Origin of the sequence: Deinococcus aetherius, assembly GCF_025997855.1 — a bacterium.
Classification (GTDB): domain Bacteria; phylum Deinococcota; class Deinococci; order Deinococcales; family Deinococcaceae; genus Deinococcus; species Deinococcus aetherius.
This window is the reverse complement of record NZ_AP026561.1, coordinates 99,382-118,897: the sequence shown is the minus strand read 5'-3', so window position 1 is coordinate 118,897 and position 19,516 is coordinate 99,382. Positions and strand designations below refer to the sequence as shown.

General features: G+C 70.3%; 16 protein-coding genes. 7 read left to right on the top strand and 9 right to left on the bottom strand.

Annotation, left to right across the window (positions count from 1 at the left end; translation table 11 throughout):
- Positions 1-23 precede the first annotated feature (23 nt).
- A complete protein-coding gene (locus tag DAETH_RS16815; protein ID WP_264777864.1) occupies positions 24-1,187 on the top strand; it encodes a glycosyltransferase family 4 protein in 1,164 nt (387 codons plus the stop codon).
- 221 nt (positions 1,188-1,408) lie between these two features.
- The gene (locus DAETH_RS16810; RefSeq protein WP_264777863.1) at positions 1,409-3,412 is read left to right on the top strand and encodes a PIG-L family deacetylase; all 2,004 of its coding nucleotides are present in this window, start codon (positions 1,409-1,411) and stop codon (positions 3,410-3,412) included.
- 71 nt (positions 3,413-3,483) lie between these two features.
- Here the strand turns inward: DAETH_RS16810 and DAETH_RS16805 are convergent, their stop codons facing one another.
- Positions 3,484-3,732 (bottom strand): hypothetical protein, encoded by a 249-nt coding sequence (locus DAETH_RS16805; RefSeq protein WP_264777862.1) that lies wholly within the window; start codon positions 3,730-3,732, stop codon positions 3,484-3,486.
- A gap of 270 nt (positions 3,733-4,002) precedes the next feature.
- A complete protein-coding gene (locus DAETH_RS16800) occupies positions 4,003-4,299 on the bottom strand; it encodes a hypothetical protein (protein WP_264777861.1) in 297 nt (98 codons plus the stop codon).
- A 403-nt stretch (positions 4,300-4,702) separates the two neighbouring features.
- On the opposite strand from DAETH_RS16800, the gene DAETH_RS16795 reads away from it, so the two are divergent.
- The 4 genes from DAETH_RS16795 to DAETH_RS16780 all read left to right on the top strand — a co-directional run bounded on the left by DAETH_RS16795 (position 4,703) and on the right by DAETH_RS16780 (position 8,682).
- On the top strand, positions 4,703-5,881 hold the full coding sequence (locus tag DAETH_RS16795; RefSeq protein ID WP_264777860.1) for a glycosyltransferase: 1,179 nt from the start codon (positions 4,703-4,705) through the stop codon (positions 5,879-5,881).
- Between the two features lie 33 nt (positions 5,882-5,914).
- Entirely contained in the window at positions 5,915-7,027 is a 1,113-nt protein-coding gene (locus DAETH_RS16790; protein WP_264777859.1) for a glycosyltransferase, read from the top strand.
- Positions 7,028-7,399: 372 nt separating this feature from the next.
- Positions 7,400-7,867 (top strand): hypothetical protein, encoded by a 468-nt coding sequence (locus tag DAETH_RS16785; RefSeq protein WP_264777858.1) that lies wholly within the window; start codon positions 7,400-7,402, stop codon positions 7,865-7,867.
- A gap of 347 nt (positions 7,868-8,214) precedes the next feature.
- A complete protein-coding gene (locus tag DAETH_RS16780; RefSeq protein WP_264777857.1) occupies positions 8,215-8,682 on the top strand; it encodes a hypothetical protein in 468 nt (155 codons plus the stop codon).
- Between the two features lie 224 nt (positions 8,683-8,906).
- On the opposite strand, the gene DAETH_RS16775 is transcribed toward DAETH_RS16780, so the two are convergent.
- The 7 genes from DAETH_RS16775 to DAETH_RS16745 all read right to left on the bottom strand — a co-directional run bounded on the left by DAETH_RS16775 (position 8,907) and on the right by DAETH_RS16745 (position 18,400).
- Positions 8,907-10,250 (bottom strand): GH1 family beta-glucosidase, encoded by a 1,344-nt coding sequence (locus tag DAETH_RS16775; protein WP_264777856.1) that lies wholly within the window; start codon positions 10,248-10,250, stop codon positions 8,907-8,909.
- A 23-nt stretch (positions 10,251-10,273) separates the two neighbouring features.
- Entirely contained in the window at positions 10,274-11,536 is a 1,263-nt protein-coding gene (locus tag DAETH_RS16770; RefSeq protein WP_264777855.1) for a glycoside hydrolase family protein, read from the bottom strand.
- The gene (locus DAETH_RS16765; RefSeq protein WP_264777854.1) at positions 11,533-12,411 is read right to left on the bottom strand and encodes a carbohydrate ABC transporter permease; all 879 of its coding nucleotides are present in this window, start codon (positions 12,409-12,411) and stop codon (positions 11,533-11,535) included. Before DAETH_RS16765 ends, DAETH_RS16770 begins: the two co-directional genes overlap by 4 nt.
- 1 nt (position 12,412) lies before the next feature.
- Positions 12,413-13,390 (bottom strand): carbohydrate ABC transporter permease, encoded by a 978-nt coding sequence (locus tag DAETH_RS16760; RefSeq protein WP_264777853.1) that lies wholly within the window; start codon positions 13,388-13,390, stop codon positions 12,413-12,415.
- Between the two features lie 75 nt (positions 13,391-13,465).
- Positions 13,466-14,716: an extracellular solute-binding protein gene (locus tag DAETH_RS16755; protein WP_264777852.1), complete on the bottom strand. Its 1,251-nt coding sequence runs from the start codon at positions 14,714-14,716 to the stop codon at positions 13,466-13,468.
- 111 nt (positions 14,717-14,827) lie between these two features.
- Entirely contained in the window at positions 14,828-15,835 is a 1,008-nt protein-coding gene (locus DAETH_RS16750) for a LacI family DNA-binding transcriptional regulator (protein WP_264777851.1), read from the bottom strand.
- Between the two features lie 555 nt (positions 15,836-16,390).
- Positions 16,391-18,400, bottom strand: coding sequence for a tetratricopeptide repeat protein (locus tag DAETH_RS16745; protein WP_264777850.1), 2,010 nt, complete (start codon positions 18,398-18,400; stop codon positions 16,391-16,393).
- A gap of 174 nt (positions 18,401-18,574) precedes the next feature.
- On the opposite strand from DAETH_RS16745, the gene DAETH_RS16740 reads away from it, so the two are divergent.
- Entirely contained in the window at positions 18,575-19,387 is an 813-nt protein-coding gene (locus tag DAETH_RS16740) for a hypothetical protein (protein WP_264777849.1), read from the top strand.
- Positions 19,388-19,516 lie beyond the last annotated feature (129 nt).

Sequence of the window (19,516 nt, the reverse complement as noted above, 5' to 3'; positions counted from 1 at the left end):
CTCCGTCTTCCGGGTCGTGGCCCATGTTGAAGGAGAGTGTGCCCGGCGCCCCCGAAGCGGGGCGGACCCCGGCGCGTGAGCTGCGCCTGGTGGGCCTCGACCTCGAATTCATCACCGACTACAAGAGGGAATTCTCGCGCAACGCGGCCCTCTACCGCGCGCTCGACGAGCGGGTCCAGGTCGTCGGGAGAACCTCACCCACCCTCGCGCCCGCCGCCGACCTCGTGAACAAGCTGAGGCAGTTCCGGCCCAACATCACCGACTGGCGCCGCAACATGCATTTCAACCCCCACCTCTTCCGGCAGAGGACGGCGGTGGCGCAGCGTTACCTCGACTCCAAGCGGGGGGAGTACGACGTCATCCTCCAGACCTACCTGCAGTTCGCCCCCGGCTCGGCCCCCAAACCCTACGCGGTGTATCTGGACGCCACCTTCGAGATGTCGCGCCGGTACTACCCCGTCGACCATCCCCTCTCCAGGGGGGCGATGGCCGAGTGGTTGCGCCTGGAGCGGGACGTGTACCGGGGCGCGGCCCGGCTGTTTCCCTGGAGCGACTTCACCGCCCGCTCGCTGATCGAGGACTACGGCTGCGATCCTGCGCGGGTCGTCCGCGTCGGGGCGGGCACCAACCTGATGGCCTCGTCCCTGGAGCACAAACGCTACGACGAGCCGGTCGCCCTCTTTGTCGGCATCGACTTCGAGCGCAAGGGGGGCCTGGACGTTCTGCGGGCCTTCCAGGAAGTCCGCGCCCAGCTTCCCGAGGCGGAACTCTGGATCGTGGGCCCCCGCCTGCCCAAGACCCCGCCCCAGCCGGGCGTGCGCTGGATCGGGCGGGTGCGCGACCGGGCGGTGCTCGCCGACCTCTACGCCCGGGCCCGCCTCTTCGTGATGCCGTCCTTCGAGCCCTGGGGCCACGTCTTCTGCGAGGCGATGGGCCACGGCCTGCCCTGCGTCGCGCTGAACGTCGGCCCCGCCTCCGAGATCGTGCAACAGGGCCAGACCGGCCTGCTGGTGGACCAGGGCTCCCCCCCGGCGCTGGCGGCGGCCATGCTGCGGCTGCTGCAAGGTCCCGGGTTGGCCGAGGAGCTGGGGCGCCAGGCCTACGACCGGGTGCGGCAGCAGTTCACCTGGGAGCGCGTCGTCGACCGGATGCTGCCGCACCTGGAGGAGATGGCCCGTGGTGAGTAAAGGGCCGATGAAGGGTGGTTGGGGACCGTTAGGTCGTTATGCCCCCACTTCCCCCGGTGGAACCGAGTTTGTGAAGTATTTACATGAGGTGCCAGTTAGTTTAGAGTGAGGCATCGGGTAGCAACGAGGCCGCTCCTACCGTCGGTCACCAACGGGAGCGGAAGAGCGAATGGTGAGACCGGACCCGGACGTTCTGTTCCCCTCCGGGAGGTCATTGTCCCATGCCTCGTCTGCGTCTCCTGGCCCTGCCGCTGGCTACCGCCCTGCTTCTGGGGGCTTGCAGCAACCCCTCCGACGTGCCCTCCAACTCCGCCGGAGGTTCGGCGAAGGGCGGGTTGTCGGCCTATATGCCCTCCAACTCGTCGTCCAACTTTGAGATCACGTCGCTGCCCTTCGTGAACTCGCTCAGCTTCGCCCCCGACCTGTGCAACGACGCGCAGGACGTCTTCTTCGTCGCCCACCAGGACGACGACCTGCTCTTTATGAACCCGGACATCGCCACGGCGGTCTCGCAAAACCACTGCGTCGTCACGGTCTTTCTGACGGCGGGGGACAACGAGTACGGGACCCAGCAGTACGGCCTGGACTACCAGCAGTACTGGCGAAACCGCGAGGACGGCGAGCGAGAGGCGTACGCCCGGATGTCCGGCGTGCCGAACACCTGGACCCAGCAGATTTACACCTTCGCGGGCAAGGCGATTCGGACCTCGGTGTTGCAGGGCAATCCCCGGGTGCGCCTCATGTTCTTGCGAATGCGCGAGAGTAACAGCAGCGGCGTGAGCATGCGCGCCCTGTGGGAGAGCTCGGACCCCACCCTCGTCGCTCCGACGATGGACAACTCGAACACCTTTACCCGTCAGCAGGTGCTCAATGTCCTGACGAACGTGCTCACCGTCTCCGAGGCCAAGTACGTCCACATCCAGGACACGGCCCCCATCGTCTACGGCACCCGGTCCGAACACCCCGACCACATCGCCGCCGGACGCTTTGGCGAGGCGGCCGACAAGGCTTACACGGCCCCCCACGTCACCGTGCAGCACCGGGACTACAACATCGGCGTGGAGCCGTACAACGTGACGACGGACCAGTTCAACACCAAGGTGGGCGCCTTCAAGACGTACGCGAACTACGACCCGATCATCTGCCCCCCCAGCGGCGGGGTGGGATGCGTCGCCCCGGGCGAGTCCGGCGGGTTCTACGTCGAGTGGAGCTGGCGGCAGTATTTCCACGTCGACGTGACCCAGGGCGGCAGCGTGGCCCGCCTCGCCGACGGCCGTCTGGCCGCCTTCGTGATCGGCGACCGCAGCAGCAGCCCCCTGAAGATGGTGCAGACGACGCCGGGAGGCTCCACCTGGAGCGCCTGGGAGGACCTGAGGGGCAACTACCCCGCGCCGCCCACGGTGGTCAACATGGCGGACGGTCGCCTCGCCGCGTTCGAGCGCAGCAACAGCGGCCAGGTGATGGTGAAGACTGAGGTGAGCAGCGGTGGGGCCTGGGGGGACTGGGTCAATCTGGGAGGCGTCGTTTCCTCGATCCCGGTGGCGGCCCAGCAGGCCAACGGCACCCTGGTCGTCTTCGTGCGCGGCAATGACGGCCAGATGTACATCAAGTCGCAGCTCGCGCCGAACGGCGGCTGGGGGGGCTGGGCGGGCATCGGCGGGCCGAAGTTCACCTCCAGCCCGGCGGTCGCCCTCGACCGTTTCGGCCGCCTGGTGCTGTTCGTCCGCGCCAGCGACGGGGCGATTTACACCGTCTCCCAGTCCGCGCCGAGCGGCGGGTGGGGAGCCTGGCAGTCCCTGGGCGGCTCTTTCGGGACCGACGTTCACCCGGTCACCGGGCGGGACCAGGACGGGCGCCTGGAGGTGTTCGTGCGGGGAAGCGACGGCAAGCTGTACCACCGCTGGCAGACGCCCTCGGGAGGCTGGGGGGGTTGGAGCAAGCTCGGCGACGTTCAGTTCACCGGGTCCCCGGTAGCGGGCAGCAATCAGGACGGTACCATCGCCGTGTCGGTGCGCAGCGTGGGCGGCAGCGTCCAGAGCATCAAACAGACCGGCCCGAACGGGGGCTGGGGAGACTGGAGCAACCTGGGCGGCTCCTTCGTCTCGCTCATCGGGGCGATGCCGGACGCCTCGGGGCGCCTGATGACCCTGGCGCGCGGCACCGACAACATCATCTACCGCAGGGGCCAGAACGACACGGCCTGGACGGGGTTGCAAGCACCCTGAAGGCCGTAGCAAGGCGCCCACCCGGCAAGAGGGGTGGGCGCCTTGCTTTTCCACAGGTGGGGAACGTGGGCCTACCCGCCCTCGCCCAGCCCCGCCTGCGGGCTCTCGATCGGCTGTCCGCGTCCCTGCCGGTAGTAGTCGGTGACCGTCTCCAGGAACTGCTCGGGGTTGTAGGCGGCCCCCTCGTTCTCGGTGTAGGTCGCCTCCAGGGTCTCTACCAGGGTGTAGCGGCCCCCGTCCTCCACCACGGCGCGGGTGCGCTGCTCAGGGTCATCCGAGGTGTAGATCACGAGGTCTTCGTGCCTTGTCTGCTTCAACATCGGTCCTCCCTGTGCCCCAGCTTGCCCGGAGCCTCGTCCCGGTGCCCGTGCCGCCGCCCAATTTCAAGGGTTGACCAAGGCTGCGAGGACACGGATAGCCCGCCTCCGGGCGGTGCTGGAAGGGCTGTCGAGGGGGCGCTCAGCGGCAGGTTCGGGGAGAGGCATATGTGCCGGTTTTGCCCGGTGAGGTAGAAAAGACGTTGAGCCTGCCCTTGGTCAGGACCTGGCTGCCGGTGGAATTCAACTGCACGACCACGCTGTCCGGCGCGTTCAGCCGTAAGGAGACGGAGGTGTCGTCCCCACTGCGCTCTGCAAGGTATTGTTCTTGATCACGCCGTTCGAGATGGTCAGCATGTCGGTCTCGTGACCCTGAAGGATCGTGATCTTGATGCTGTGAAGCCGGTAGCCGTTGACGGAGTTCCTCTGGGAAAGCACGTTGTTGGCACCTTCGGTCCTGGTGGCCGTGGTGGCGACGGTTCTGATCGTGTGGCCCTCGATGAGCTTGGGCGGCAGCAACGAGCCCATCACCCCGACGCCAAAACTATTCGCCGTGGTCGCAGCGTTCAAGAGGCCGATGGCGGTGTTGCCCCTACCAGGGCGAATGGGGGCGAAGGCATGGTGCGCCGGGGCTGCACAACCGTTGATCACCCATTGGATAGCGGTTGCGCAGAGGGGGTGATCTTTCCATCCGGTGGCAAAAGCACAACACTGCTGAGAGGCCCACTCGGTCCTGGCCGCGTCCGGGGCAGGGGCGCCCAGGAGGATTTCCTACGCCGCTTCGTCTCGTTCACATTCCCGGAGGTGCCGCATCCAACGCCCGACGCCCCCCGCCTCCTCCGGGTACGCCCGAAGGGCCCTGGTCGTCGGCGGAGTCCTTTCGGTGGGTGGCCCCGGCCCGGCCTCCCGGACCACGGGGGCGACCCCACAGGAGACACTGCATGAACGATCCCCGTCCCTCCAGGAGGAGCCCGTGACCCGCCCGCTCCGGCTGATGGCCGTCCTGCCCGGCCTGGCGCCTGGCGGCGCCGAGGTCCAGCTCGCCCAACTGCTCCACGGCCTGCCGCGCGAGGAATTCGAGTGCGAACTCGTCACGCTCTTCAGTGCCCGGCTCGACCCCGAGCTGGAACGGCGCCTGAACGTGGGCGCGCTGCCTCTGCGCGACCTGGCGGTGGCCCCGCTGCGAGACGGGGAGCAGGGCGCCCTGCACGCGGCGCGCAACCTGCAACGTGCCCGGCCGCTTCTGGCGGCGCGCATCCGCGAATTCCGGCCCGATATCGTCTACACCCGGCTGTGGTATGCCGGGCTGACGGTGGCGAGCCTGCCCCGCCGGGGGCGCTTCATCCACGTCGCCAACGAGGAGAACGCCCTCGACAACCTGGACGACCGGGGCCGGGCCAAGCGGCTGCTGCGCCGCTTCGTGATCGCGCAGGCCGACGCCTGGGTGGTGCCGACACGCGGCCTGTTCGACGAGTTCGTGCGCGGGGGGGCGCGGGCGGGGCGCGGCAGGGTGGTGTACAACGCCACCGCCATCCCGCCGCTCCCCGCGCCCCGCGCCGCCTCGGCCCCGGCCCGCTTCGCGGCGATGGGCCGCCTCGTGCCGGGCAAGGGCTTCGACCGCCTGCTGCGCGCAGCCGCGCTCGCGCGGGGCGCCGGGGCCGACTTCCGGGTGGACGTGGCGGGGGAGGGACCCGAGCGCGGCCCGCTGGAGGCCCTCGCCCGTGAACTCGGGGTGGAGGACGTGGTGCGTTTTGTGGGGTACGTCCACGACCCGCACGCCTTTTTGGCGGAGCACGACGCCTTTTTGCTCACCTCCCGCGCCGAGGGCTTCGCCAACGTGCTCGTGGAGGCGATGGCGTGCGGGCTGCCGGTCGTGGCGATGGACATCCACTACGGCCCCAACGAGATCGTCGTGCCCGGGGAGACGGGCTTCCTGGTGCCCGACGGGGACCTCGCGGGCTTCGCGGCCCGGTTGCGAGAACTCGCCGCCGACCCGGCGCTGCGCGGGCGCCTGGGCGCGGCCGGTCGCGCCCGCGCCGAGGCCGTGTTCTCGACGGCGCGCATGGTCACCCAGTTCCGCGACGTGTTCTTCCGCGCGGCGGGGCGCTCCCGCCCGGAAGGGGAGAGGACCCGTGTCCGGCCTTCCTGGTAGGGGAGAGCGGGGCAGCCCGGCGGCGGTGAGGCCATGACCCCGCCCCGGGTCCTGTGGGTGACGACCGCCGCGCGGGGAGGCATCGCCGGGTACGTCGCCGCGTTGCGCGCCACCCCGCTTTTCACCCGCTGGCGGGTCGAGACTGTGGTCACCCACGACGACGGTCCGGCGCGGCGACGGCTCGCCCTCTTCGCCTCCGGCACCGCCCACCTCGTCCGGCGCTGTCTCACGGCCCGCCCGCGCATCGTGCACCTGCACTCCGCCGCGTACGGCAGTTTCGCCCGCAAGGGGCTGCTGCTGTGGGTGGCCCGGCTCGTGTTCCGCGTCCCCACGGTGCTGCACCTGCACGCGGGGGAGTTCGCCGACTTCTACGCCCGCTGCCCGCGCCCCCTGCGGCCCCTCGTGCGCGCCACCCTGACCCGCGCCGACCGGGTGGTCACCCTCTCGCCCTCCCTGGCCCGCGCCGTGACGGCCATCGCGCCCGGCGCGCGGGTGACCTCCGTCCCCAACGGCGTCGCGGTCGGCCCCGCGCCGCACCGCCCCGACCGGCCGCCCCGGATCCTGTTCCTGGGTCTGCTGATCGAGCGCAAGAATCCCCTCGGCCTGCTGCGTGCCTGGGCGCGGATCGGGCGCCCGCCCGAAGCGCGGCTCCTGCTGGCCGGCGACGGCCCCCAGAGAGCCGCCGTGGAGGCCCTCGTCGCCGAGCTGGGCCTCTCGCAGAGCGTGGAACTCCTCGGCTGGGTCGACGCCGAGCGGGGGACGCGGCTTCTGGAGGAGACGGACGTCCTCGTGCTGCCCTCCTTTTTCGAGGGGCAGCCCCTCGCCCTGATGGAGGGGATGGCGCGCGGAGTCGCCATCGTGACGACGGGCGTGGGCGGCATTCCCGACATGATCGAGGACGGCGCCAGCGGTCTGCTCGTCCCGCCCGGGGACGACGCGGCCCTCGCCGCCGCCCTCGGCTCCGTCCTGGAGGACCCGGGCCTCCGGCGGCGGCTGGGAGACGCCGCCTACGAGCGGGCACGACAGGAATTCAACATCGAGCACACCTGGCGCCGTCTCGACGCCCTGTACGGTGAACTCACGGCCAGGTCGGGCGACTCGGCCCCCCGAAGCCGGTTCGCCCGGGCCCGTCGCTGGTTCTCGTGAGGTGCGCCCGGGGACGGTGAAGGCGCACTCGGGTTCGCTACGCCTGGGAGCGAAACCGGGTGAGAAAGGGCGCGGCTGAGCGGGGAGAGCAGCGCTCGTGCCGCTGGCCTCCCAGTCCTCACCCAGAACCCTCCCTGGAACACCCTGCACAACAAGGATGTCGTGCCGAGCGGGGCGCAGCGTCTCCTCTTCCTTGGAGGGGACCCCTCGCTGTCAGGGTGACACCTCCCGGGTACGCCAAGGACAGCTCGACCCCTGTTGATCCGGGGATGAAGCCAGCCCCAGGCGACCTGACCACCGCGCGGGCGCCCGTTTTCTCACTCATTCTCAGGGCGGTGCCGTCCCTGTCCAGGCTGCGTACCATCGAAGGACATGACCGAGCCGAGCGGCCTGCACTTCCACACCAGAGGCGGCACCCTGACGCTTCGGGGCGAGGGTGGGGCGGAGGTGGGCGAGTTTCGCCGGGCCCGGGGCTGGACCCACCTGGGGGACGCCGTCCTCAAGAACGCCGCCTCCCGCCTGCTCATGCGCCTGGGCGAACTGGGGGCCCCGCTCGTGACCTTCGCGCCCCGGGAGAAGACCAAGCGCTGGACCCTCAACGTCGCCGAGACCGGCCCCGTCTCGCACGACCTGGCGGGGCCGGAGGAGTTCGCCGCCTGGGCCTTCAACGAGGGAACGCCCATGCGGCCCGACACCCTGGAGGCGGCCCGGCTGCTGGTGCTCGCCGCGACCGCCTTCGAGCAGGGCCGCTACGAGGCCGCCGAGGAGCACGCGCGGGCCGCCTTCCTCGCCGAGCCGTCGCCCGACCAGCACCTGCGGGCCCTGGCGATGGTCGCCTGAGTCAAAACCGTCAGCGCCTCCCACGAGGAGGGCTGGGCCGCCGTGAAGGCGTTGCAAGACCAGTTGCGCCGCTACCGGGAGGACGCCTCGACCCTTCCCAGCCGCGAGGTCGAGGCCCTGGCCTGGATTCAGACCGCGCGTTTTCACATGCGCAAGGTGCGGCCCAAACCGGCCCGGACCGCCTACGCCCGAGCCGCGCGTCTGCTGGGGGTGGGCATCACCGCCAGTGGGGGGCCATCGAGGCGGGGCTGGGGTATCTCGCCCAGCAGGACGGGAACCTGCCGGGGGCGGCCCGCCGTTACCGGGCGGCGCTGGGTCACTTCACACGCGGGCACTGGCCGTGGGCGATGCACGCGCAGTACAACAACCTCGCCGCCGTGCACTTCCGGCTCCACGAGGAGGCGCAGGACCCGCGCGAGCCGCCCGGGGCGCAACTGGAGGAGGCCGTCCGCTGGAGTCTGCGGGCGCGCGACTTCGCCCACTTGATGGACTTCGGCGGGAGCATCGACATCGAGGTGAACCTGGCCCACGCGTACCGCCTGCAGGGGCGGCTCCAGGAGGCGCAGGAGGAACTGCGCCGGGCGGCGAACAGCGCGCGGGCCTCAAAGAACCTCAGCGACCGCGCCATCGTGGCGGTGGAACGCGCGGAGATCGAGGAGGCGGCGGGGCAGCGGGGGAGGGCCGCCCACACGATGCGCGAGGCGCTGGGTCTGCTGCGGGAGGTCGGCGTCGAGGAGTGGACGCGCCAGGCCCAGCGGCGGCTGGACGAACTTGAGGGACGCGTCCCCCTGTCCAAACCCGTCAAGCTCTGGTGAGCCGGGCGGGTGCCCGGCCCCGAGGGGTGGGGCAGACACGTCCCATGACGGCTCGCCCTCCGCCCGCCCCGCCTCCGCCGCCCGGTGCCCCCGCGTCGCCCTCATCCCGGTCGGGGAGTGCGGTGCGGCGGGAGGCCCCGGGAAGGTCGGGCGGGGAGGGAACAGCGTCGCCCGCGATGGGGCTGGGCAGACCCTCTTCCCGGGCGACCTGGCGAAAGGGGCGGTCAGTCGTCGGCCGCGACGGGCACGTCGCTGGGCTGGCCGGTGAGGAGCGCGCGGTACCAGCGGGCGCTGTCCTTGAGAACGCGCGCCTGTGTCTCGTAATCCACGTACACCAGGCCGAAGCGGCGGGTGTACCCGTAGGCCCACTCGAAGTTGTCCATCAGGCTCCAGGCGAAGTACCCGCGAACGTCCACCCCCTGCCGGGCGGCCCGGGCCACCGCCTCCAGGTGGGCCTGGAAGTACCTCACGCGCTCCGGGTCGTGCACCCGGTCGCCGCTGGGTTCATCCGGGTACGCGGCGCCGTTCTCCGTGATGAACAGGGGCGGGAGGTCGGGGTAGTCCCCTTTCAGGCGCACGAGCAGGTCGGTCAGGCCCTGCGGGTACACCTCCCAGCCCATCTGCGTGTAGCTCGACCCGGCGGGCCGGACGTTCCCGCTCGCCCCGTTCACGCTGCGGCTGTAGTAGTTCACCCCCAGGAAGTCGGTGGGCTGGGCAATGCGGGCGAGGTCACCGGGCTGAACCTCGGGCACGTCGGCGCCGTACGCCTCCCAGATGTCCTCGGGGTACTCCGCCCGCAGGAGGGGGTCGAGGAACCAGCGGTTGAAGGTCCCGTCGGCGAGGCGGGCGGCGGCCACGTCCTCTCCTCGGTCCGAGGCGGGGTAGGCCGGTTGGAGGTTGAGGACGATGCCGAGCCCCGCCTCCCGCACGAGGCCTCGCATCGCCGCCACCGCCTCCCCGTGCCCGAGCAGCAGGTGGTGCGCGGCGGCCAGCGCGAGCCTGCGGTCCCGCAATCCCGGCGCGTGTTCGCCGATCTGATAGCTGAGGATGGAGGAGCACCACGGCTCGTTCAGGGTCGCGTAGCTCACTACGCGGTCCCCCAGGCGCCCGGCGACGACGTGGGCGTACTCCGCGAAGTGGAACGCGGTGTCCCGGCTGACCCAGCCGCCCGCGTCCTGGAGGGCCTGCGGGAGGTCCCAGTGGTAGAGGGTCGCGTGGGGCTCCAGGCCGCGTTCCAGCATCCCGTCCACCAGACGCTCGTAGAAGTCGAGGCCTGCCGAATTGACCCGGCCCTTCCCGTCCGGCTGGATGCGCGGCCAGGCGACCGAGAAGCGGTAGGCGTCCGCGCCCAGGCCCCGGATCAGGTCGAGGTCACCCGGCCAGCGGTGGTAGTGGTCGCAAGCCACGTCCCCGTTCGAGGCGTCCCGAATGCGGCCCGGTTCCCGGCAGAAGGTGTCCCAGATGCTGGGCCCGCGACCGTCCTCGCGGGCGGCCCCCTCGATCTGGTAGGAGGATGTGGCGACGCCGAATACGAAGCCGTCGGGAAAGTCGTTGCGGGTGATCGTCATGGGGAGGGTCCTCCGCCTGGGAGCTAGGAAAGGCGCTTGTAGACGAGCCGCGTGAGGGAGCGGCCGGGGAGGTCGAGGGTGGCGCCGAGCGTCAGCCGGATGAAGTCCGCCTCGTCCTGCACCGTCTTCTCGGTAAAGGTCTTCGCGCCGATGAGGGCGTACCCGGGCAGGTCGGTGGCGAGCAGGCGGTCCTCGGCCGCCGTGTTCGTCACGAGCAGGGTGCGCAGCCGCCCGTCCTGCGCGAGGTGGGGCCACAGGGCCGGGTCGCTCGACCGCACCGGCAGCGCCGTGCCCCGGAAGTGCCGCACCTGCCGGAAGGCGTACAGGGTGGGGCGCGGCACGCCCGCCAGGTCCACCAGGCCGTGACTCCCGGCGGCGATGACCGCGAAGTAACTCGTGAGGCTCACCCCGGCCTCGGCGAGCCGCAGGGCGGCCTCGGCGGCCCACAGCGCCCCCACCTGGTCGGCGAGGTGCCTGGGGCGGTCACTCCTCCAAGACAGGCTGTACTCCGTCACGCCGAGCCGGGCGTCGCGCGTGTGCCCGAGGGGATTTCGCTCCGGGTCGCGCAGCAGGTCGCGCACGAATTGCACGTGCCCGGTCACCGTCGGCGCCGTCGCCAGCGCCGCCTCGTCCTCCAGCGTGCCGTCGGTCGGGTACTCGTGCCAGGTCAGCAGGTCCACGACGTCCCCGCACGCCTTCACGAAGCCCTCCAGGTAGTGCATTGCGGCGCCGGTGCCCTTCGAGACGGCGGGCCCGGCGAACCTCGCCCCCGGGTCGACCCTCAGAATGGCCTCGCGCTGGGCCCGGAAGGTCCGGCAATACTTCTCCGGCGTCCAGCTCGGGTCCCCGCGACTTGTCGTGTACAGGTCGGGCTCGTTGCCGATCTCCCAGTAAGTGACCTTCAACCCGAGGGCCCCGGCCGCGCGGGCCGCCTGCGCCGCGTCCTCGGGCCGGTTGCGGGCGCCCTCACGGGTGGCGAAGACCCTCGTCTGCACGACGGCGGCGGTGCCCGGTCTCGTCAGGTCGAGGTTCGCCTTGAAATACCGTAGCGCCTGCTCGGTGAGGTCGTTCTCGTCGCCGACATTGCCGCCCGGAAAGCGCAGGGAGGTCGGGGCCACCGAACGCACCGCGCCCAGGGCGTCCACGACCGGCATCTGCCAACTCGCGTTGAAGCCGTTCACCGCCAGGGGGGAGAGGGGGGTGCCCTCACCTCCCAGCGTGAGGGTGGCGGGCACAGCCGGTGCCGCCTGGGCCCCCAGCAGCAGGGTCGCCAGGAGCGCCCTCATCCCTTGAGCGCCCCCGAGGTGAGTCCTTCAATGAGCTGGCGGGACGCGAAGAAGAAGATGACGAGCAGCGGCACGACCGTGAGGGCCACGCCGCACATCAGGGCCCCCCAGTCGGTGTTCACCAGCCCCTGCATGCTGCGCAGGGCGAGGGGCGCGGTGAAGGTCTGGGCGCTGCGGAAGATGATCAAGGGCCCCAGGAAGTTGTTCCACGAGTTGATGAACGTGACCAAGCCGAGCGTGGCGAGGGCGGGCCCGCACAGCGGCAGGATCACCCGGCGGTAGATGCCGAACTCGGTCGCGCCGTCGATGCGCGCCGCCTCCACCAGCTCCCGGGGGATGGCGCTGCCGATGTACTGCCGCATCAGGAAGATGCCGAAGGCACTCGCCATGCCCGGCACCCACAGGGCGCGCGGCGTGTCGATCCACCCGAACGCCTGCATGATCAGCGCGAAGGGCACGATGTTCAGCGCGTTCGGAATCAGCAGCGTCGCCAGCACCACGCCGAAGAGGGGTTCGCGGAAGCGGAAGTTGTACATGGCGAAGCCGAAGCCCGCCAGCGAGCAGAAGAACAGCGTGGTGACCGTGGTCATAGCCGCGAGGTAGAAGCTGTTCCAGAGGTTGCGCCAGAAGGGCGTGCGCTCCAGCAGGCTGCCGTAGTTCTGCCCCAGGTTGTCCCCGAACCACACGGGCGGCGGCAGGTTGAAGATCTCGCCGCGCGTGTGGGTGGCGAAGACGAACATGAAGTAGAAGGGCAAGACGGTGATCAGCGCCCCCAGCACGAGCAGCGCGACGGCGGCCCCGCGCGAGAGGGGAATGGTCCCCGGACGCCGGTGAGAGGCGGCGGCCCGGCGCGGGCGGGGGGTGGCGACGGCCATCTCAGTCGCTCCCCGAGAGGCGACCCCGGCCAAAGACACGGTTGTTCACGAAGGTCAGTCCCCCGATCAGGATGAAGAGCAGCCACGACATCGCGGCGGCGAGGCCCGCGTCCGAGTAGAAGTTGTAGGTGCGGTACATGTACATGACGGTCGTGAGGGCCATGTTCCCGATGCCGCCCGAGTCGCCCGCGATGATGTACGGCTCCTCGAACAGTTGCAGGTTGCCGATCAGGGTCAGCGTGACCGCCACGAACATGATCGGGCGCAGCAGCGGCAGGGTGATGTGGCGAAACTGCTGCCAGGTCGTCGCCCCGTCCACGCTCGCCGCCTCGTACAGGTCCCGGGGGATCGCCTGGAGCCCCGAGAGGTACAGCACGACGTTCCACCCGACGTAACGCCACACCACCACGCTCGCCACGGCGGGTTGCAGGAACTCGCGGTTGCCCAGCCAGTTGATCTTCTCCGCCGGGAACAGGCCGCCGATCAGCGGCAGGTTACGCAGGCCCGTCAGCAGCACGTTCAGCACCCCGTACTGCCAACTGAAGATGGTCACGAAGATCACCGAGATCGCCACGACGGACGTGATGTACGGCAGGAAGTACAGCGCCGTAACCAGACCCTGCACCCGCCGCAGGCCCATGTGGATGGCGAAGGCGAGCGGGATGGCGATCAGGTGCTGCGGGATGCCCGACTCCAGGGCGATGACCGCCGTGTTCCTCAGCGACTGCCAGAAGGTCGGGTCGGTGAGGTTGTCGGTGAAGTTGCGCCAGCCGACGAACTCCATGCTCCCCAGCCCGGCGGCGGGCTGCCACTCGTGGAACGAGAGGTACAGTGAAAACACGATGGGAAACAGCCCGAAGACGGCGAACAGGATGAAAAACGGGCTGATGAAGATGTAGGGCGCGTAACGCCGCTGGAAGTTGTTCCAGCGCGCTCCCAGGGAAAGACGCGGCGTGGCGGCGGAAGTCCCGGCTCTCACGATGGGGGCCTCTCCTTCAGGACGAGTGGGGCCAAGACAGGCGGGGGCCGCACGCGCGACCCCCAGAGGTAAGTGTCAGCGGGCGCGGCGCTGGATCAGGCGCTGCGCCTCGCCCAGGGCCTGCTCGACCGTCTTGGACCCGTCGAGCACCGCGCTCAGCGAGTCGCTGACGATCTGCTCGGCCACGGGGTCGAGGCGGTTCACGTCGATGGGCTTGATCTGGTTCGCCGCCTGCCGCCACAGGACCCGCGCCTTCTGGCCCGCGAGGTAGGGCACGCCCTCGTTGAAGAGGGGCGCCGTCTGGGCCGCGCGCAGGGCGGGGAAGGCGCCCGTCGTCTTGAACGCCAGAATCTGCTGGCTGGGGTCGGTCGTGAGGTACTTGATCAGCTCCCAGGCCTCGGCCTTGTTCTTGCTCTGCGAGGGGATGCCGTAGAAGGAGCCGCCGTACGAGGTGTAGGAGTTGCCGGGAAGCTGCTGGGCGGCCCACTTGCCCGCGAAGTCCTTGGCGAGCCAGTTCTGCATGTGGCCCACCAGCCACGCGCCGCTCACCTCCGAGGCCAGATTGCCCTTCTGGAAGGCGGTCGTCCAGTCGCTGCTGAAGGCGGCCCCGGCGCGGGCATCCAGCTTCGCGTCCCGAATCTGCTTGGCGACCGTGAAGGCGCGCACGAAGCGGGGGTTGTCCGGCCCCACCAGCACCTTGCCCGCCTGGTCGAAGTACAGGCCCTCGCCTGATTTGAGGCCGGTGCGGATGATGATGGTGGCGACCTCCGAGGCGTCGGGGATCAGGAAGGTGCCGGGGTTGGCCGCGACGATCTTCCGGCCCGCCGCGATGTAGGAGTCCCAGCTCCGGTTGAGCTCGGTGGGCTGCACCCCCGCCTTCTTCAGGAAGTCGGTGCGGTAGAACATCGAGCCCGGGCCGATGTCGGTGGGCATGGCGACCATGCGCCCGTCCTGGGTCATCGCCTGCGGGAAGGTGTACGCCACGAAGCGGTTGCGGTACTGGGCCGCGTTGTAGGGCGCCTTGGAGAGGTCGACCAGCCCGCCCCCCTCGGCGAACTTGGCGACGTACCCGAAGTCGATGGCCTCCACGTCGTTGGCCCCGTTACCCGTCGCCAGCGCTGTCGTGAGGGCGTTGTGGTGGTCGGCGTACGCCAGCGAGTTGATCTTGACCTCGATGTTCGGGTGCGTCTTGTAGAAGCCCGGCAGGGCCGCCTTCACCACGCTGTCGAGGTCGGGAAACACGCCGACCGTGATGGTCTTTTTTTGCTGGGCGAGGGCGCCGGAGGCGAGGAGGAGGGCGCTGACGATCAAGACGTGCTTCTTCATGGGAGCCTCCTTGAGGCCGGGGGACGTGGAACGCGGGGCGACGGGGGTTGAAAGCGCTTTCATCTCTGCCCTGGGACCTCCTGCGGCGTTTGCGGGAGCGGCATGGGTGAATCAACCCGCGCGGCGCCGCGCGGTGGATTCACGCAAGACGAGTTGAACCTGGAGCGGTGGCAGCGCGGGTGGCTGTCCGGCGAGCATCCGCAGGACGCACCGGGCGGCGGCGCGTCCCATCTCGTGGACGGGTTGGCGAACGGTCGTGAGGGGCGGGCAGGTGTACGCCGAGCCTGCCAGGTCGTCGAAGCCCACCAGCGAGATGTCCTCGGGCACCCGCAGGCCCTTGCGGTGCAGGGCGAGCCGGGCGCCGTACGCCATCTGGTCGTTGGCGGCGAAAATGGCGGTGAAGAACCCGCGTCCCTCGACCAGGCGGGTCGTGGCGAGAAAGCCGGAGTGTTCCAGGAAGTCCCCCGCCAGCACGAGGTCCGGGTCGAAGCCGATGCCCGCGTCCGCCAGGGCCTCCCGGTACCCCTCCAGCCGGTCCTGTGCGTCCCGGTGGCTGGGAATACCCGCGATGTGCGCGATGGAGCGGTGCCCCAGCTCGATGAGGTGCCGGGTCGCCAGGAAGGCCCCGTGGCGGTTGTCCACCCGCAGGCACTGGCGGCCAAGGTCTGGAAGGGACCGGCCGATGGCGACCAGCGGCACCCGTCCGGCCACCTCGCGCAGCCCCGCGTCCGGGGTCACGCCGCCGAGAATCAGCATCGCGTCCACCCGGCGGGCCAGAAGCAGATCGATGGCTTCGGTTTCCTCCTTCTCGTGCCAGTGGCCGCTCATGAACACCGGCACGTACCCGCTGCCCGCCAGCCCCTGCTCGACGCCGCGCAGCGCCTCCCCGTAGAAGGGGCTGGAGATGTCCTGCGTCAGCACGCCGACGTTCATGGTGCGGCCCCCGGCGAGCCCCCGGGCAAGCACGTTGGGTTGGTAGTTGAGCTGCGCGAGGGTGCGCTCCACGGCCTCCCGTTTCTCGACACTGACGTTGGCCGTGCCGTTCAGGATCCGTGAGACCGTGCTGGCCGACACCCCGGCCGCACGCGCCACTTGCGCGAGCGTGACAGAAGATTCCATACGTGCTTAATGCAAGGATACCCACACTCTGAAAGCGCTGTCAAATGGTCTCCAACTCGGCCTGTTGTGAACGTCCCGCAGGCGCCCTCATCTCCCGGAAAATTGGCGTTTGCCGTACTCCCAGATCAAGAGTATCCGGGACGAGTTCCGTCAGGCAGCGAGGGGATGAAAAGGCTTTCAAAGGAGCGACAGCCGAGGCCGGCGGCAGAGCAGAAAATATTTCCCATCCACACCGATAAGGGCGGAGAGACGCTTCCCTACGTAAAAGCTCCACGTTGGACGAGGGGCCACGGGCCGGGCGTTCCCAGAGGGCCCCGTGAGCCTGTCTTCACGCGCTTCGCCCTCTTCCGGGCGCCGACGAAGGCCCACGGCGGGCAGGTGAGCGCCATCATCCCAGGAGAGGGGCACCTCCTCCCGGGGCGGGCTGACCTCCAGCCAGCAGCCTCACGGTGAGTTGCGGGGTGACCGGCGCGGGCGGGGAGAGCGGCGGCAACCGCGCCGCGCGGCGAAAGTGGACGACGTCGGGGAGCGCCCGGCTCAGTGCGGCTTCCCGGCTCAGTGCGGCTTCAAGGTGGGTTCCCCGGTGTCCCCACGCTTCCGGCCGAGGAAGTTGGTCTGCGTGAAGACCCGCACCCCCGCCTCGACGACCTCCGGGTCGAACTGGATGCCCGCGTTGCGGCGCAGCTCGGCGAGGGCTTCCTCGTACGGCCACGCCCGCTTGTAGGGCCGCTCGCTCGTCAGGGCGTCGAACACGTCGGCCACCGAGACGATCCGGCCCGTGATCGGGATGCTGGCCCCGGCCCGCCCGTACGGGTAGCCGGTGCCGTCCCAGCGCTCGTGGTGCGACTCGGCGATCTCCTCGGCCATGCGCAGGAGGCGGGAGTGCCCGCCCGAGAGGATGCGGGCGCCGATCAAGGTGTGCGCCTTCATCCGCTCGAACTCCTCGGGGGTGAACTTGCCGGGCTTGAGGAGGATCGCGTCGGGAATTCCGATCTTGCCCACGTCGTGCAATCGGGCGGCGATGCGCAGCAGGGCCACGTCCTCGTGCGGCAGGCCCAGTTCCTGCGCGATCAGGGCGCTGACATGCCCGACGCGCTGCGTGTGTTCGCCGGTCAGGTCGTCGCGGTACTCGGCCGCCACGGCCAGGCGGGTGACGATCTCCACCTGCGCCTGCTCCAGCTCGTGGGTGCGCTCGCGGACCAGGGCCTCGGCCTGCTCACGCGCCGTCTCGGCCACCTCGCGCTGGAGCCTTTGCATCTCGGCGTCGTGCCGGGCGCGCTCCACGTCGAACTGCGCCGTCAGCTCGCTCGTCTTCTTGTCGCGCTCCTCGTTGAACAGCGCCCGCTCCGCCCCGTGGTAGCGCTCGTGGTGGTGCAGCGCCCGCTCGAAGTCGCCCGCCCGCTTGTAGACCCGGGCGAGCGCGCGGTGCACCTCGTAGACCGTCTTCTTGTGGTCGGCCTGCCCCGCGAGTTCCAGGGTGCGTTCCAGCGAGGCGAGCGCCCCGGTGAGGTCCCCCAGCTCGGCCTGCACCTGCCCGAGGTGGTGCAGGGCGTCCAGTTCGCCCTCGAAGTCCTCGATCTCCCGGGCGATGGTCACCGCCTCCGCGTGGGCGGCGGCCGCGTCCCGCCACTGACCCCGCCGCGCGAGCACACCGCCTAACCCGTCGAGGGCGGAAACCTCCCCGTGTCGGTACTGGATCTCCCGGGAAATTCGGAGGGCATCCCGGAACACGGGCTCCGCCTCCTCGTAATTCTCGGAGCGGCTGATCGCGGCGGCGATGTTCAGGGTCGCGGCCGCCACGGTGAGCCGGTCTTGCAACTTGCCCGCCAGCCCGAGCGCCTCCTCGAAGTACGGGATGGAGTTCAGGGGCTCTCCCATATCGAGGTAGAGATGCCCCAGATTCTGGAGGACGAACGCCCGCATCCTCTCGTCCTGTCGCCCCTCGTTGAGAATCCTGAACGCCCGGGTGAGATAGGAGAGGGCCTCCGGGTAGTTGCCCAGACTGGTGTTGAGAATCCCCATGTTCCCCAGGGCGCTCGCCATCTGTTGAGGATCGCCCAGCACCTCGTAGATGCCCAGGGCCTGGCTGAGGGATTCCAGCGACCCCAGGTAGTTGCCGCCCCGGTGATGAACCCCGGCGATCAGATTGAGAAGCTGGGCCATCTCCGGCCCTCGGTCGGCACACAGGGAGAGGGCGGCGTACAGGTGTTTCTCGGCAACGGTCGTCTCGCCGAGATGGAGGTAGGCCCTGCCCAGCGCCTCCAACGCTTCCCTCTGGCGCCGGTCGTCCCGCAGGGTCTCAAAAACTCTGGCCGCGTCTTCCAGCAGGGCGACGGCCTGACTGCTCTCCCCCTGCTCGATCAGGGCGCGGGCCTGAACCACCCGGGCCTGCGCCAGGCCGTGCGGGTAGGGACCGTCCGCCCTTCGGCCCGCCTCCCGGGCAAGTTCCAGGGCGCGGAGGTCGTCGATCTTGAGCAGTGCGGTCGCCGCCTCGACCAGCGCGTCCACCTGTGCCCGGGTGTCGGCCCCTCCCAAACCCGCCGCGTTGTCGAAAGGGCTGATCACGCCTCATCCTGTTCCTGCCCGCCTGTCGGGCCTCTTACAGGGCCGGAGGCGGGGGAAGGCGGCGGACCGACGTTCCCGATGAAGGCCATTCCCGGGCGGCTGGCCTCACGGCCCGCTGTACCCTGGCCCAGGCGTGGAGAGGGGTCTCTGGCCCCCGCCCACCCGGGGAGAGCGATGGACACGAACACGCTGAGCGCCCGGGCACAGATCCTCGGGCACACCCTCCGCCAGCAGGGCCGGGCGGTGGGGGAGGAGGCCGCCCTGGAGGTGGTGACCCGTTTCCGGGCCGGGGAGGACGGCCAGCCGCTCGCCACGCTGGACGGCGCGCTGCGGGAACAGGGCGTCGCGCTGGACGCCGGGGCGCTCGCGCGGGTCGCCTGGGCCCTGCTCGGCGTCCCCTCTCCCCGGAGCGTGCGGCTGACGTCCGCCGCGCGGGGCAGGCTCACCCACCTCGTCGAACTCCACGACGTGTCGCTGCCCTCGCGGGCGCGGGAACTCGGCGGGCAACTCGCGCGGGAGGAGACGCTCGCCCCCGACCTCCTGCGCGCCCGCCCCTGGCTCGGCGGCGGGCAGGGCGCGCGGGAGGTGCTCGCCGCCGTCTTCGACACGGAATGGAGCGGCTTCCTGAGCCTGCTCGGCGAGTTCGGCCCCTGGGTCTACGCGCCCAGCGTGGCCGACCTCCAGACGCTGTCGCACGGCTACGCCGCGCTCGTGCGTCTCGCCTCGGGCCGCCGGGAGGCCGACGTGCTCGCCGCCGCCCTGCGGCTGGAACGCGACGCGTCGGCGGGCTCCCTGCTCGCCCGTCTGGAGGTCACCGACTACCGGGGCGACGCCTCCTCCCGCGAGGTGCGGGACGGAACGGCGGGGCTGGTGGAGGCGGAGGAGGCCTTCTGGGCGGCGGCGGCGCGGCAGGCGCGGCACAGGCGCGACGAGTGGGCGGCCCGGCGCGGGGAGGGGCGGGGGCCGGCCGCCTCGCCCCACGACTGACCGGGCAGGAGAGGCGCCGTCCCAGCCCGGCGCCTCCCATTTTTTGAACCCGGTCCAAACGCCCTTCACCGGGCGTTGACAATTTCACACCAACCTGTCAAATTTCTTTTGAACGATCAAATCAAGAAG